Annotated in this window: 16 protein-coding genes; 4 read left to right on the forward strand and 12 right to left on the reverse strand. The window is 30.3% G+C overall.

Going from position 1 to position 15,437, the window contains the following annotated elements:
- Positions 1-236 precede the first annotated feature (236 nt).
- The 4 genes from KIK00_RS01180 (at position 237) to KIK00_RS01195 (ending at position 5,231) form a co-directional block, all read left to right on the forward strand.
- Complete coding sequence (locus tag KIK00_RS01180) at positions 237-581, forward strand: helix-turn-helix domain-containing protein (RefSeq protein ID WP_255814746.1); 345 nt, start codon at positions 237-239, stop codon at positions 579-581.
- A gap of 562 nt (positions 582-1,143) precedes the next feature.
- Entirely contained in the window at positions 1,144-2,469 is a 1,326-nt protein-coding gene (locus KIK00_RS01185) for a lipopolysaccharide assembly protein LapB (protein ID WP_255814747.1), read from the forward strand.
- Between the two features lie 502 nt (positions 2,470-2,971).
- Complete coding sequence (locus tag KIK00_RS01190) at positions 2,972-3,553, forward strand: hypothetical protein (protein ID WP_255814748.1); 582 nt, start codon at positions 2,972-2,974, stop codon at positions 3,551-3,553.
- 1,033 nt (positions 3,554-4,586) lie between these two features.
- Positions 4,587-5,231 carry a hypothetical protein gene (locus tag KIK00_RS01195; RefSeq protein ID WP_255814749.1) on the forward strand — a complete coding sequence of 215 codons (645 nt, stop codon included), beginning with the start codon at positions 4,587-4,589 and terminating at the stop codon, positions 5,229-5,231.
- A 139-nt stretch (positions 5,232-5,370) separates the two neighbouring features.
- Here the strand turns inward: KIK00_RS01195 and KIK00_RS01200 are convergent, their stop codons facing one another.
- The 12 genes from KIK00_RS01200 to KIK00_RS01255 form a co-directional block, all read right to left on the reverse strand.
- Positions 5,371-5,808: a toprim domain-containing protein gene (locus tag KIK00_RS01200; protein ID WP_255814750.1), complete on the reverse strand. Its 438-nt coding sequence runs from the start codon at positions 5,806-5,808 to the stop codon at positions 5,371-5,373.
- Positions 5,805-6,104 carry a toprim domain-containing protein gene (locus KIK00_RS01205; RefSeq protein ID WP_255814751.1) on the reverse strand — a complete coding sequence of 100 codons (300 nt, stop codon included), beginning with the start codon at positions 6,102-6,104 and terminating at the stop codon, positions 5,805-5,807. The genes KIK00_RS01200 and KIK00_RS01205 overlap by 4 nt, the downstream gene beginning before the upstream one ends.
- A 133-nt stretch (positions 6,105-6,237) precedes the next feature.
- The gene (locus KIK00_RS01210; protein ID WP_255814752.1) at positions 6,238-6,543 is read right to left on the reverse strand and encodes a hypothetical protein; all 306 of its coding nucleotides are present in this window, start codon (positions 6,541-6,543) and stop codon (positions 6,238-6,240) included.
- Positions 6,544-6,810: 267 nt separating this feature from the next.
- Positions 6,811-8,049, reverse strand: a complete 1,239-nt coding sequence (locus tag KIK00_RS01215) for a primase-helicase family protein (RefSeq protein WP_255814753.1) — start codon at positions 8,047-8,049, stop codon at positions 6,811-6,813.
- A gap of 75 nt (positions 8,050-8,124) precedes the next feature.
- The gene (locus KIK00_RS01220) at positions 8,125-8,403 is read right to left on the reverse strand and encodes a helix-turn-helix domain-containing protein (protein ID WP_255814754.1); all 279 of its coding nucleotides are present in this window, start codon (positions 8,401-8,403) and stop codon (positions 8,125-8,127) included.
- 187 nt (positions 8,404-8,590) lie between these two features.
- The gene (locus KIK00_RS01225; protein ID WP_255814755.1) at positions 8,591-9,238 is read right to left on the reverse strand and encodes a hypothetical protein; all 648 of its coding nucleotides are present in this window, start codon (positions 9,236-9,238) and stop codon (positions 8,591-8,593) included.
- Between the two features lie 251 nt (positions 9,239-9,489).
- Positions 9,490-10,242 carry a hypothetical protein gene (locus KIK00_RS01230; RefSeq protein WP_255814756.1) on the reverse strand — a complete coding sequence of 251 codons (753 nt, stop codon included), beginning with the start codon at positions 10,240-10,242 and terminating at the stop codon, positions 9,490-9,492.
- 93 nt (positions 10,243-10,335) lie between these two features.
- Positions 10,336-11,319 (reverse strand): WG repeat-containing protein, encoded by a 984-nt coding sequence (locus KIK00_RS01235; protein WP_255814757.1) that lies wholly within the window; start codon positions 11,317-11,319, stop codon positions 10,336-10,338.
- A gap of 190 nt (positions 11,320-11,509) precedes the next feature.
- Complete coding sequence (locus KIK00_RS01240; RefSeq protein WP_255814758.1) at positions 11,510-12,361, reverse strand: hypothetical protein; 852 nt, start codon at positions 12,359-12,361, stop codon at positions 11,510-11,512.
- A gap of 187 nt (positions 12,362-12,548) precedes the next feature.
- The gene (locus KIK00_RS01245; RefSeq protein WP_255814759.1) at positions 12,549-13,283 is read right to left on the reverse strand and encodes a hypothetical protein; all 735 of its coding nucleotides are present in this window, start codon (positions 13,281-13,283) and stop codon (positions 12,549-12,551) included.
- Positions 13,284-13,298: 15 nt separating this feature from the next.
- Positions 13,299-14,540: a tyrosine-type recombinase/integrase gene (locus KIK00_RS01250; protein WP_255814760.1), complete on the reverse strand. Its 1,242-nt coding sequence runs from the start codon at positions 14,538-14,540 to the stop codon at positions 13,299-13,301.
- Positions 14,541-14,899: 359 nt separating this feature from the next.
- Entirely contained in the window at positions 14,900-15,088 is a 189-nt protein-coding gene (locus tag KIK00_RS01255; protein ID WP_255814761.1) for a recombinase family protein, read from the reverse strand.
- Positions 15,089-15,437 lie beyond the last annotated feature (349 nt).

Below are 15,437 nucleotides of genomic sequence, written 5' to 3' on the forward strand. Positions count from 1 at the left end.
ATCTACGCTATTTTAAATTAAGTGTACTGATTTTAAGTCTGTTATATGTTGACGTGTATTTGATGTAATAAGGCTTTGTGCTAATGTTGATACATTTATCCGGAAGTTATTCTTCTTTCACTTTTTCATGTTCGAAAAGTGTTTGTGTTTGCTGGCAGGGGGGATGGGGATATTCCCCTGCCTTTTCAAAAGAGCTTGTGGAATAATGGTCACTAAGAATTAAAAAAAATTACACAATGGGAAAATTAAAGCCGGATTATAAAAGGATTTACACAGACCTTATTAATACAAAATATCCAGATAAGTTGAGGCTCTGTAGATCTCTATTACATAAAGATAAACTGACAATTTTAGATATGTTCAAACTGAATCACATCATTTGGGAAGGTGAAGATCAAAATATGTGGCAATTTAGTCAGAAACATAAATCCTATAATAAGGAAACAGTGATGGAAATTTTAGATTATCAAGTAAAAAATAAACTTAACAATACAGAATTAGCTTCACATTTCAAATTAAGCCGCAATACTCTAGCAAGGTGGAAGAAATTATTTGTTTTGCATGAGAATTCATCATATTAGGATGCACTGATAGTAAGAAATAACTTGGAATAAAGGCAGATGTAAAAATAGAACTATATCATATAAAGATGCTGTTCATTTAGTTGCTGCATTTAAATGTTTTTTGAATGGAGGATTTAAGCCTGATATCCTTTACTTCTAATTTACTTCATTTGTATTGTCATGAATACATAATTAAGCGGTTATGATGTGACGGTTTTTTGATGTATCGATGGTAAGCTGTATAGTTGATATATTCAAAACGAAATAACTTTTTCATCCTTTGTAGTTGTGTTGACAGGGCAGAGGTATTTATTATCTCTGCTTTTGTCAAAACAATTTAGCTTTATTCAAGATATGCTCCAATACATTTGTATGATAATCCACAGCAGCTTGTTGGAAAAAATTCACATTATTTATATTATGATATTATATTTTAATATCTAAAAAACTATGAAATATTTTTATAAATATGCTTTCCCTAAACATGTTCCCAAATTTTACAATTAAAATATTATCCTTATTCTCTCTTTTCCTTTTCTTGTTTTTTAATGCTCAAAATTATTCTTTTCTCCCTGAACCCATGAAAACAACATTAGCGTATAAAAGAAAAGGAGATTTTGAAGGAGCTTTGAAATTTAATACCCACGTCCTTACGGATTATGAAAACAATGGAGATACTCAAGGAATTATTATGGTGTACACTAATATTGGAAGTATTCTCTGCAGTTTCAGTAAGCACAAAGAAAGCCTGGAGTATCTTGACAAAGCAAAAAAAGAGATGAACAATATCAATTCTCCGTTTTTAACCGGAAATTTATATAACGAATATGGCAGAAACTATACACGATTAGGGTTGTTTGGACAATCTAATATCGCTTTTAATAAAGCGGAACACTATATCAGAAAGGTTTCAAATGAAAAGCAAAGAAAATTTCTTTTGTTCTATAATTATTCCTGGAAATGTACAAACTTTATAAGAACTAAAGATGCTGATTCTTTACATAGTATGAAGAAGAAGATGCTGGATGTGATGCCGGGTACACTTACTTATACAAGAATAGCAGATGGTTTTATTGATAAAAATATTCATTTAGATTCTGCTGAGTATTATATGAACAAAGCAGTTCTTAATTTCAATACTGCAAGCATTACTGATAAAGCCATAGCATTTTTTAGTTATGGAGATCTATACAATACTAAAGGAGATAAAAGAAAAGCCTTAGAGTATTATCTGAAGACTGTTGACATTTTTGAGCAAACGAAAAATAAGCCTGCTTTACTTACGGCATATGATACAATTTCCAATGTTTACAAATCACTTCATGAAATTAAAAAATCAAACGAATATCTAAGACAGTATACAGTCTTAAATGATAGCTTAGATAAAAATGAGAAAGAAGCTGTAAATCTTGCTGTCAATAAGTTGGTTGAATTGAATTATGAAGATAAGGGACAGGAAAGGAGAGTATTTTATCTGATCGTTGTAATAATCCTCATAGTCTTTGTAGGATTGATATATTTTAACCGGAAAGTCTATAAAAGAAATAAATTAAAAAAAGACAGACTTATTAGGAAGAAAACAGTAGAAGTTGAAACCCTTAAACTGAAAGTGAATGATTCCTTTGAGGAGGTTATACACCTTATGGAAAACCGGAATCCTCTATTTCTAAAACGTTTCAAAGAAGTATATCCGGAATTTTATGAAAAACTGATCGAACATACTCCTGATCTTACCTACCATGATGTTAAGTTCAGTGCTTATCTGAGATTAAATCTGACCAATAAAGAAATCTGCAAATACGAAAGTATAAGTTTAAGAGGTGCTGAGACGAAGAGGTACAGATTGAAGAAAAAATTGAAATTGCCACAGCATGTGGACCTTCAAAAATGGATATTAGAACTATAATGGAAAATATACTTGAAAGTTTTGTATCAAAACAAATTTTATGTATGCAGGGCCAAACAGGCAACACGCCAGACTTTGGTTTCAAAGCGCTTCAAGAAGTAAGCGGCCAACCGTAAGAATGGCAAAGAGCGATATACGGGATCACCTGGTGAATAGTTTTTTCCTTCTTTAAAGAGAATCTATAAATGAATTGTATACTTTGTACTTTAAAAGTACTTCAATTTAGATTTAGTATGCTAATAATCATTAAGTTATGAATTGAAGTTTTTTTGACGTATAAATATTGAGGTGTAATATCAGTAAATTTGAAATGAATTTTTTTTCATCCTTGATCGTCGGTTTGACAGAGCAGAGGTATTTTATTATCTCTGCTTTTATCAAAACTTAAATACTTTTAAACAGGAATAATTTACTTGCTGGAGATAATAAATCTTGGATTGATAGTATTGCTCCAAAATGATATTACCTAAAATCAACTTTTTGTTAACCCATAAGAAATAAAATGAATTTCCCACATTTACTTGGATTTCGTACATATAAATTAGATAGTGGAGACTTATGTACTAAGGGGCGAAATTTTTTTTTAGTACCTCGGGTCATATTTTTATTTCTGTTATGTGTAATTGCTATTACTGTGGTAACCTCTACATCAGAACATGAAATTGATGGAAATTATAATAGATTTTTAATTTTAATGTTTTTTATGGTTTTAATATCTGTAGGAGGAATAATTTATTTCTGTTTCTATGCTTTGCTTGAAAGAGAAATAATCTTTTATAAGAATGGTGAAATAGAAATTAAAGATATAACTCTTTGTAGCATTGTATTACCAGCTAACCAAAAAACCACCTGTGATTCAGTTGAGAAGATAAGTGTCGAAATTCCTCTACAAACTCTTAACTGGCCGGTTCGATGCAACGCATGGTTTATTATGAAGAAAGGTGATTATATAAAGATTACCGATTTAGACCTTGTAATGTATGGCTATCAGGGTAGAAAGCTTTATTCTGCTTTGAAAGAGTTTTTAATTGAAAATGAGAAAAAAAATATTCTTTCTGAGTTGAATGTTAAAAATGTTGGTTGACTTTTCGGAAGCTTCAAGTTTCTGAAAATTGCAAACTTTGGAGGAAATCCATTTCATCTACCATAAAAGATGAATGGGTATAACCGTGAATATAGGTGTTTTGTTGTCAATGAATTTTTATAGAGATGTTGCAAATAACATTGAAAAACAGAGTAGTAGGATATATAAGGATGGATAGATTGGTATAAACAATCAAAAGTGAAATTAATGATAAATAATAATATGGATTACAAAATTGCGTGTGATTGGAAACCAGGCAATGAAGAAAATACTCAGAGCTTCAAAAAATAAAATATAAATCCTTCTAAAGTAGCAAGATTTCAAATGAAAATTAAAGATAAGTATCACAGGTATATTGGGATGAGTAAACAGCAATTAGATAGAGAATTAAGCAATCAGTCCAGAGATTATTTATCCTGTAAATGGGAGTCTTATTTGAAAAGAAACTGGATAGGACAGAAAGTAATATTGGTCCTGTATTTTAAAGACGATAAGGTCTGTAAATTACGAATAAAGAAGACATTTCGGAAATTTGTATCTGTCAAGAAATATGTAATAAAATAATACAACACACATTATTTTTTTGTGATTTGTGTTGCTTTAAAAGATTATAATCTGACGCTGATTTTCCTTTTCTAGCTCACTTATTGGGTGGAGGAATTGGATTCCCTTTACTGCAAAAAAATTTCTTTCCTCATTCAGACTTTTTCCTTTGTTAAGTTCCGAATCAACACAGTTGAAGGTTTCTCTTTTTACTGAAGCTAAATCTCTTATGAAGATAAGTGATATGTGGCTGTCCTTTTATGCTCATGAGTACAGCAATGTCATATTCCTTTTATACCTCATACTCTATGGCTGTGTTGATAACCTTTACCTGTTGACAGGGATTTTGGTCTGCTAGAGTTCCCTTATTTCATAGATTCCAATGTGCTATAACAGGATTCCTGTGATCATTTCAAATAATCTGGAGTTATATAAAAAAAACACATTCTTGGCTGCCAGCAGGGTAGTTAATATTAAAAATTAATATGATATGATTAAAAAAATTATGCTTTTGAGCAGTATTTTAATGTTTTCCATGCACGCTTTTTCACAGAACTATAGTGACAGGAGATCTCAGTTTGTAAAATGGAATCTGGGACTGAACTATACCGGGGGGGCTCTTCCCAATAAAGAAGAAGGAACAAGCAGGTGGCTCAGTAAATATACCGCAACACTTTCAGTAGATGTAGCTCTTTCAGAGGTCTTTTACTTTGATTCCAGTGACTTATACCTTCAGCCTTTTGTTGAAACTTCTTTGCCAGCTAAGAATCCATTGAACAGTAATCTAAAGTTTGCAACATATGCTGGTGGAGTACATCTGAAAAAATATATTAACCAAAATTTTGAAAAAGGAAGATTTTTTTTACTTATTGGAGGAAAGTTTGAGTATGTAGTCTGGAAATTAAACTATCAGTATGGCAATAAAGACAGGCTGTACAGATCAACAAAACTGGATTATGTTTTGAATGGAGGAGCAGGCTATATTATTTCCGATAGGATGGAAGTTTTTGCTCTCTATTCAAAAGGACTTGCCAAGACGTATGCCACTACAGATCTGGATCATATGGCCAGCATGAGTTCTTTCTCAATAGGATTAAAAGTAACATTGGTAAAAAACTGGTGGTTCAGTAACTAAGCTGAAATCAGGCCGGAACGACTATGGTATGTAATTGCAGTATTAAGGGTAGTTAACTTGGCAGGTATTATGAGAACCTGGATAAAATAGTACCAGACTGCCATAAAAGCTGGGTAAAATTTACCCAGCCCTGATTTCCTTACCTTCTCCTTCTGTAGCTTTGCCTATTTTGCGTTGTCGTTTGTTCCTGTTGTTTTTCCTGATTTATGGTTTCTTCCTGATTTTTGTGTTCATTTGGAACCTGTTTCTGGAGCCTTGGAATAGGCAATGATTTTTGCTGGATAAATTCAGCTGGTTCTATTTGAGATGCAAATTGCCGCCTAGAACTTTTGGAGTTGAGTTCTGTTTTCACTTCCGCTGTTTTCGTCTTTATCCCTGTTTTGTAAATTAAATAGTCATTAAGGTCTTTGAGAGGGGCATATAAACCGGAATAATCCTTTGCATCAGGAAATAATTCCAATAGTTCCGATTTACATTTTCTTCCAGCATTGTCATTTTCCAGAAAGAGATTGATCTCTGAGTAGCTTTTTAACTGCTCTTTTGCTTTCTTTAAAAGTGAAGTGGGGTTAAGGATCAATACATCCCCGATAAAAGCTTTTGAAGTTCTATAAAAGATAGCGCATCCATAAAACCTTCAAAAACAACGGTCTTTCTATATGTACCATTATCTTTATCTTTGGCAGTGGTATTAATCTTAGTTTGAATGTTATTTGTATGACTACTCTTAATACCTAATAATTTATTTTCTGCTGTTAACTCAATAACTGAAATATCTTTCTTTAGAAAAGCTCCTTTATAAAAGGAGTTTCGAAGCTCAAAACCTCCTGACTGATTCTCAAATCCGATCGCATATAACTGCTTACCCTTTATCATAAGCATTACTTCTTTTACATAGCAGTATACATTTTTGCTAAGGCCTCTTTCCTGAAGGTAGTTTTTAAGATTTTGATTTTCAATATCCTTTATTTCATCAATCTGATAATCTGGCTTGATATTCTTTGCTTTATCAAAAAAATGATTGTGTATTTGTCTGCTTATGAAAAGAAGGAAAGTTTCGGGTTGATGCCCAGACTAAAACTTCTTTTATTGAGCAACTGAAATATTTCCTGATAAAATCCGTATTATTTCCGTCAATACCTTCTGAATGAAGATACCAAGCGTTGAGTCTTTTATCCAATTTAAAAGAGGCTTGGGATTCGCTGGCAAAGGGGTTGAGATACCAAGCTTCTTTTTCATTTTGTTTCGTTGGAAGGTGTCCGATAGAAAGAAGGACTTCTTCCAACGATATGCTGTTGAATTGTTTGCAGTTCATTGTTGTAATTTTTAATGTTTTTTGGTAATAAATAGTAGGTGTCCTGTCAGTTAAAACGGATGGTTTTGGTTTTGACTAATTTTTAATGAATTGATGATAAATCCTTGTAATTAATTGAATTATAATATTTTATATCCTCATCAAACTCTCATCATCTCATCAAACTTGAGATATTCTTCTCATCACTCTCTCATCAAAAATCAAAGGTTTAAAATTTGATGAGGCTTTTGATGAGATATAACCAATTGATTTTATTTCATTTATACCTTAACTCATCATTTCATCATATTTTTTAAGAATAAAATCCCTTTCTATTGTAAAATATCGTCCTGTTTTGTTCTGCTGGTAAAAGCTTCCGCTGTAATCAATGTCGTATTTGATATAGGCTAACGAATTGCTCTGAGGTTCCAGTTTCCAGTTTTCTTTCAGTACTTTCCGGACATCGTTGACTGTCCAGTATTGTTTGCTGAACATTTTACCCAGCATACTGAAAATATCCTGTGGAATACAATGGATCTTGCTATCCTCTGCGCTTTCAAAAAATTCATATAACAGTTCGTTGATTTTAGATTCCAGTTTATTGTTGTTTTTCCAAACCAATTTCTGAAGGGCTTTTGTTCTGATCTGGGAATCAGTGAACCACATCCTTGTCTCTTTGCGACTGTGAAAAGGTCTTTGGATCAGGTATCGAAGGAAATAAGGGATTTCTTTATTCAGGTTGTACAGGAACTCGGTATTCTCCGTTGTGATTGATTTTACTTTGATGATCCAAAACCGAATCTCATTTTCATCGATTTGAATGAAATTGTCTTCATTATTGGAACAGAGAATGAACTTGCCAAAGAATTCTACTTCTTCACGGTCTTTTCCTTTAGCCTCTTTCTTATCTTTATCTGTGGTGGAAAGATATTTTAACCGTTCAGTGATCTCTTTTTTGTCAAAGAATACTTCATCAATAGCAACAATCAACATAGATGTCCAATCCGAATTGAACTGACTGCTGAAGCTGTCGCCTTTAATGTAGGTCATATTAAGTCCAAAGATTGATTTCAGCCATTTAATAAATGTGGATTTTCCAGTAGATCTTTCTTTACTTACCAAGCAAAGGATCGGGAGCATTTGTATTGGATATTGCAACAATATTTTAATATAGTCTAAACCCAGTTCCAACTGTTCTCCGAAAATATGTTCCATAAATTTTAGGGAAAATGGAATTTTTTCTTGAAGGAAATCGATTTTCAAATTCTCTACAATTGGTTGGTAAGGGATTTCATTATAGGTATTGTAAAATCCTTGAATGATCTGCTGGTAGTCCAGATTTGAAGGAATACAGCAGAAGCCATCATACTTCGGAACTTTTGAAACGTATACTTTGCCGTAGTCGCTGATAATGGTCTCCCGATTCCAGCGAACTAATATTGAGATCTTATCTCCGGAAATTAAAGGTTTTTCTATGGTTTTATAATACGTTGTTCCTACTCTTAGATAAGGAATTTTTTCGCTCATTTTATAAGGGTTTGGTTCCGTACTGAAGTACGGGAAGGTTGAACAATAATGATTCAGATAGACAAGTGCAGTCGTCTATCTTTTGTATTTTAGCGATTTAACATCGCTCAAAGCACTCATCAGATCCAAATGACTGATTCGGTAGAACCGTCCTATTTGTTCTGCTTTAATGTTACCTTTTAAAATGTGCGAGCGTACAGTCTGGTAATCGAGTTTAAGAATTTCTGAACACTCCTTGATAGAGTACAGTCTCTTTTTTAACTCGATGTCAGGTTCTTTTTTAAGAGAATAGAGTAGGTCTTTTACTTCCCCTAATTCATCAAGAATGGTTTGGAATGGATTTGTTGTCTGCATAATCTGTAATATTTATTTGCAGACAAAATTGTATGATTGGAATAACTAATGATGCAATTTTACTCAATTGCGTAAAGTTTAATGATTCGTATTAAGTAGTTTAGATAGTTCTTGATGGGTGTCTTCTTCAAAATCATTGGATTCGATTTCCCGTATTTTACCTATACTATGTTGGTTATAGCATCTCTTATATTCTGTTTGTGGATTCAGAAATTAATATCCATTTTCCATCAAACTTATAAATCAAATTTTTCTGGTTTCTTTCTTTTAAATCTGTAATCTGGACACTAACCATTTTTTTACTTTCGTATTGTGTAAAATTTACTAAAACTTTTGTATAATTTAATCCTAAATGTTGGATTAAATCTTTACTTGATTGAATGTATTTATAGTTATCAATAGTTGGAAGATTTTTCAAATAATTATATGAAATTAAATCATCTTTCAAGTAATCCAATAATTCATTTGTTATGAATTTTGTTCCATAGTTGATAGCGGGAAATATATTCTTTTTTGATTTTACACTAATGTATTTTAAGTTTTCTTCACACCAAAAAATCTGGTCAAGAAATAACATTTTATTATAATGTAATGTCGACCTTGATTCGCAATTTGTTATATGGTCATTTACAAAAGTATTTGATAAAATGTACAGTCCAATATTTTTAGTTTTTATTTTGTTAAGATTCTTTTTACTAAAAACTTCATTTCTTAATTTCAAAAAATCAATTTTATATTTACTTTCATTTTCCTTAAATTTTTGCAGTTTAACATTTTCATTTTGTAAGAATTTCTCACAATTTTCATCAGAACTATTATTACTAATTTGTGACAAAAAATTTTGCGAAATGAATAGAAACAAAATAAGGCAAGAAAAATATTTCATAATAAAATTATTTATAGAAGTGCTTTGCTAAAATAACAGCTAACTCTCAAATATATATATAGTGTGGTTATTTTCTCAACAAAGAATAACAATCAAATATACATAATAGTATAATTTATTATGTATCTCTATTCAATCGAGGAGAATTTAATGATTGACATTAAGCAGTTTAGATAATTCCTGATATATAATTTCTTCAATCAATCTTTTTCAAACAAAAATCTAGTAGTTCCGTCAATATTATCTATTATTTTTTTGTTCTTTAATCTACCTGATAATTCTTTTTGAGTCAAAACAAGCTCATTTAAGAAGTCTTTCTCTGTCATTCCTTGTCCACCAATAAATTCATAATGACCTTTTATTTTTTCAGCTTCCATATTTCGGAAAGTATTTAGTCCATAAGAAATGTGATTTATGATAACATTTTTTTGAACTTTCCAAAACAGGAAACTTGTTTTGATTTTTAAAGGTTTTTCTCCAATTCTGAAAGCTGTCAGTTCGTTACCGTAAATTGCATAACCTAGTAATTTTCCCTTTAGTTTTCCGACTTTTAAGCTATTAAGGTCTATGGTTTCGCCGTCTGCCTTAGCATAGTCGCCAAGTTTTGTCTGATGTACAAAAAATGTTGTTTTATTTAATGAGTAACCACAAGTACCTTTATCAAAAATCATATACCCATTGCCATAAAAAGCGATTCCGAAAATAAATAATGCTGGGATTGTCCAAAATCTTGAAAGTCTTTTAAACTTCCATATACTTGCCACTAACAAAATTGTTGAAGCAATTAACAATCCGTAGCCGATAACCCTCGAAAGCATATCTGGATAGTACCCAATGCAAGCCGAACTACAACCGCATCCAAAATCACTATAAAAAAAGTCCTCAAGTGAATAGTAGAATATTCCCAAAAATACAATCCCAACTATTGTTGCTATTATTCCTATGGACTTCATTATATTTGTCATTTACTTGAGTTTCTCGTTTAGATGTATTTTTAATCAATTGAGTAGTGTTTAATACTTAATCGGAATTAGTTGGTATTTTTTTTATTTTTCGTAATATAGAAAAGGGACTTTTTCGTTTCCGAATATATAAACTTTATCACTGTCTATTGCAATTGTACCTTTATCGGAAATCCAATCATAGTTTTGATTTAATGAAGTCCCATCGTTAAATAAAATATTGTATTTATCATTTACTTTATAAATTCCAAAACCATCATCTATGATTATTTCACCAATATTTTTACATTCATATTTGCTTTTTAAAACTAAACCTAGTTTATCGAATAAATTATAATATTCCCAAATCGAATTGTTTTTTAAACCAATAAGATTGGGTCTCTCGTTTGAAAGGATAATTTTGCCGTATGTAAATGGTAATATCGTTTTATTATTTCCATCTACTACGCCTATTTTCCCATTTTTTTTGGCGGTAATAAAATTTCTTCTGATATCATATATGGAATCAAAAACAGGTTTTATAACAGTTTTGGGATTTTGATAATTTTCATCAAGCTGATTTACACCATACTTCTTATTTTTACTTTTAAATGAAATTAATCTTTCTCTTTCAAAATAAGGAATTGCACAACCATTGTCTGGGATGACAAAATCACCTTTAGCTAAATCGAAAACTTCAAAAGAAGAACAATTATTTGTCCGACATAATGCAGCAAAATTTTCTCTCATTGGTGTGCGCCATAATTGAAATGATTTATATGTTGGTTTAGCCAATACGTTTCCATTAATGTCAATTACCCCAAAATTATCTTCCATTTTTATTATTGTTGATTTCCTGCCAACAAAAGGATAAGCAACTTGAAAACCAACTTCTGATATTTTTTTATTTGTATTTATGTTGATATAATAAAATTTATCTCCAATAAATTTTGGCATTATCGAATCTTTTTTATAGGATAAATCCTTTAGTGCTTCAATATTAAAGGGAAATTTATCAAATTCAATTTTAGCTTGAGAAAATAAGGTAATTGAAAATGTTAAAAATAGGATTGTAATAATTTGTCTCATATTTTTCGAATTGTATTATACAATAATGAACACAATCAAATATACGTAATTGTACGATTGGAATAACAAATGATAAATCGTTGTCAATTGGGTAAAGTTTAATACTTAATATTAAGTAACTGAGATTAATTATGGAATTAAATGCAATTTCTTATGTGCTAAAATTTGGGATTTGAATAGCTGTAGTTTCTTATTTGATTTCGTAATATGGAATAATATTTTTTGTATTAAATGGAATAAAATAAAAATTGTTTTGAACTTTAGCGAGAATTCCATTTTCGGAAATCCAATCGAATTCCTTTGTTAAAGAAGATTCGTCTTTAAATAAAATATTAAATCGGTTTTTATTTTTATAAATACCAAATCTTTTATCAAAGTCATCTTGGGGAAAATAAACTATGCATAAATATTTACTTTTCTGCAATTTAAAACCGTGATAATGCCATATTTTTCCTTTTCTTAGAGCTATAACTTGCCCCGAATTAAAATTTGAGTAGTCATCATATTCAATTGGTATAATCACTTTTCCAGTTTCATAATCAATTGCACCAAAAAGATTATTTTTCTTTACAATAAATCCATAAGAATTAATGTCTTTAATATAATCATAAGAAACTTTTTCACCATTTTTTAGTATCAAGGTATATTTACCATTATTCAATTTTTGGATTGTCGGAGGTGGGATAGATTCTGCGCAAATATTTGGTTTAACATATTCATTTACTATTTTGTCATCATATAAATCGTAAAGAATTTCCTGTTGTAAATTGTTTTCAACTTTAAGAAATCGAATAACTGATTTAAGAGGATGATTAGTTTCTAATATTTTTTGTAGAATTCCTTGTTGAAATTTAAAATTTCCATTTCTATCAATAACATTATAGGAATTTGAATTGTCATCAAAAACTAAAGCTGAATTTCTAATAAAAGGATATGCTTCTTTAAATTTTTTGTTGAAAAGCGTATCATTCGTTTTTAGGTTTACATAAACAAAATTTGATTTTTTGTAAGTTGGGAAAATCGTGTCTTTATTATAGTCCATTGTAAGTTTTGACAATAAATTTTCATCAAAAGGTAAATTTGTTTGACTAAACGAGAAACTAAATTTGAAAATTGTAATCAGTAAGAGGTAATATTTTAACGGCATATTGTTTTGAAATACTAATATCCAAATATACGCAATTTGTTGATTGTAAAATGTTGATTCAATTCTAGTAACTACATAAAATTTAATACTTTATATTAAGCAATTTAGATAGTTCTTGATAAACAATTTCTTCAAAATGACTGGGTTTAACAATGATCGCCCTTGAAAATGTTCCTTTATCAAAATTGGCATTATACTCGTTTTCCATCGCCTCAATAATAGTGGTGTCTTGAAAATCCGGATTAATAATATGATTGTCCTTCAAGAATCGATGAATTCTGATGAAAGAAGATTTCTGATCTACGAGTAGATTGTGATTTTCATCGATGAATTTTTTATCTTTCAAAAAAGCAATGAAAATTTTCGAACTATTATTACCGATCATAATATCGGAAAGTAGAATCTCTTTTTTTGTTTTGCTGTCTAAAGCAAAATATAGAAAAAGGGTAGCTTCAGCACCGTTGAGAAAATTCCCCTGCAACTTCATCATATTACTTGAACTTATTAGGCTGTTAGATTCTTTTCTGTATTGGTCTAAACAGTATTGGATCTTCTCTTCAAAATTATGATTTCTGGATGCGTAAATGTCTTTAAAATGAAAACTGAAAAAATTATCTAACTTTTCATACTGAATCAAAAACTCATTTTTCATTTTTTCAGTAAGAATAATTTTGCCAGCTTTCTGTTTGGCTTTGTCAATTCTTTTTGATAGCAACTTTTGAATTCTTTCTCCTCTGATACGATAATAAATCATCATAGGATAACCTACAAATTCTTCCCAAAGATTCCATCGTCCGTATAGTTTCTTCTGATCCATAAACTAAATTAATAATTATTTAAAAACTTCATTCATATAATTAACTTTATCGTCTTCACTTGGTCTATAATAGGCATTAAAGACTTCCAAACTCGTATGTCCTGTGTAGCTCATAATTACCTTGTCTGGAACTCTCTTATTTTTCATTATAGTAATAAAACTTCTTCTTGCAGTATGTGAGGAAATTCTGCTCCAAAATTCGAATTTCATTTCTACCAGCTCATCACCGTATTTCATGGTCTTTTTAATATCTTCTGTAAATTTCATTTCTTTAAAAACCTCTTTAATAAATTCATTCATTTTTTGATTGGAAATATTAGGAAGCTCGTAATCATATTTCTCTAAAATTGCTCGTGAAATACTATTGAGTGGGATAGAAAGATTCTTGGTTTTACTTTTCAAATCAATAACCCTGATGAAATCGCCCTGAATATCATGTTTTGAAATACGGTTGTAATTTCCAAAACGCATTCCTGTGACACAACCAAAGATAAATAAGTCTCTTACTCTTTCCAATCTCTTATTCTTACTGAAGTCATATTTATAAATTTCTTCAACTTGTTGGTAATTTAAAGCAACTTCATCAGTACGAAACTTAGGAGGTTTCTTAAAGTTAATAAAGCTGTTATTGTAGGTGTATTTCTTATTCAAAGTCCAATACAGGAATGTTTTCAATAATCCTACATTCCTGTGGACAGTATTTGCCGAATGGTCTTTATCTTCAATACAGAATTTTAGAAACTTATTATAAATCTTTTCATCAAAATTCCCTAGAGTAAATTTTAATTTGTATTTCTCCTGGAATTCTTCTAACAGCCTTTTGTTATAATCATATCGGTCTTTAGTGGACTTAGAAATAGAATTACCAGAATAGTCGTTTTCTTTTTCTTCAAGAAATTCATTATATATCCTGAAAAAATCATTCTTTATTTTAACTTTTTTAAATTCTTCATCAAAACGTTGCCTGATAATATCAACGGTTAGCTCTTCCCCGATGTTTTTATAACGATTGACAATTTCTAAGAAAAAAGTTGTGTATCTGTTGAGCTGCCTTTTGATGCTTCTATGATTCTCTGCTCGTTTAGTCCTTCCGTTAAGATCGTTGGGCTGCCTGTTTTCAAAATCCCATTCAGAAGATTTTATTTTTTCACCTGTGGAATAAATAAAATTCTTATTTTCACTGCCAAAGTAAGAACGAAAATAAATTAATGTTTCCTTTTCACTGTTAGGTTCTTTCAATTTAAAAGTAGAATTCATGAGGTGCTAATTTAGGTGCTAATACTTATATAATTAACCATAAAAACGATTTGTTTTCATTTATGTAAATATACATAAAATATTGATTTTTAGTATATTTATATATAATGCATTATAATAATTCTAACAAAGTTCATTTCCCTCACTCTCCGCTTAGGGAGACGTTTATTTTTTAACGTCTCCCTTTTTTATGCTTATAATTTATTGGTTTTTAATTGGTTGGTCAATATCGAATGGTTGGATGTTTAATCTTCTTAGGATACCAAGCATTGATAAGAATTTCAATATTACGGCTAAAGCGGTCCTATTTTAACGAATACTATATTCTCTGCAGGCCTTTTTTTGTTATTTTTAAAGTTTTAATTATTTTTTTTCCATTCAGGCCGATTAAAGTCCTTTGCTGAAAAGTCTTCCCTGAAGATTTCTTTAACAACAATTTGGTTCTGCATACAATACTTCAACAATCTGTATTCCTGTTCGGGAAGAGAATAACCTTTTCTCATTTGTTCATCAGTACTAACTCTGACATATAAATACGCTGATTTCATAAGTGTGGGTTTATGAAATATCAACGTGAAAAGAGTAGTTCTTTATTTAAAATAAAGTCAATTTATTCATACTATTGTTTTTAGAGACTTTCTAATAGTACTATCTTCGAACTCATTTTGTTTTTTCTCTACGAGGTTATAACTCCTGTATTGGAGTTTTCTTTTTTTTCTGAATAAAATTTAATACGACGAGTTCTGTCGCTTCTGGGGGTGATCTTTGCTTCAAGAAAAAACACAGAAAATGAAATCAGACTTAAAAGCTGATGGTGGATATCTTTTGCCGGAAACCACCTAAAAAAATAAGGCTAAAACCTGAAGACAATCTACTAAAAAAGAGCTTCAGATCCTA

This window comes from Chryseobacterium sp. MA9 (assembly GCF_024399315.1).
In the GTDB taxonomy this organism is placed as follows: domain Bacteria; phylum Bacteroidota; class Bacteroidia; order Flavobacteriales; family Weeksellaceae; genus Chryseobacterium.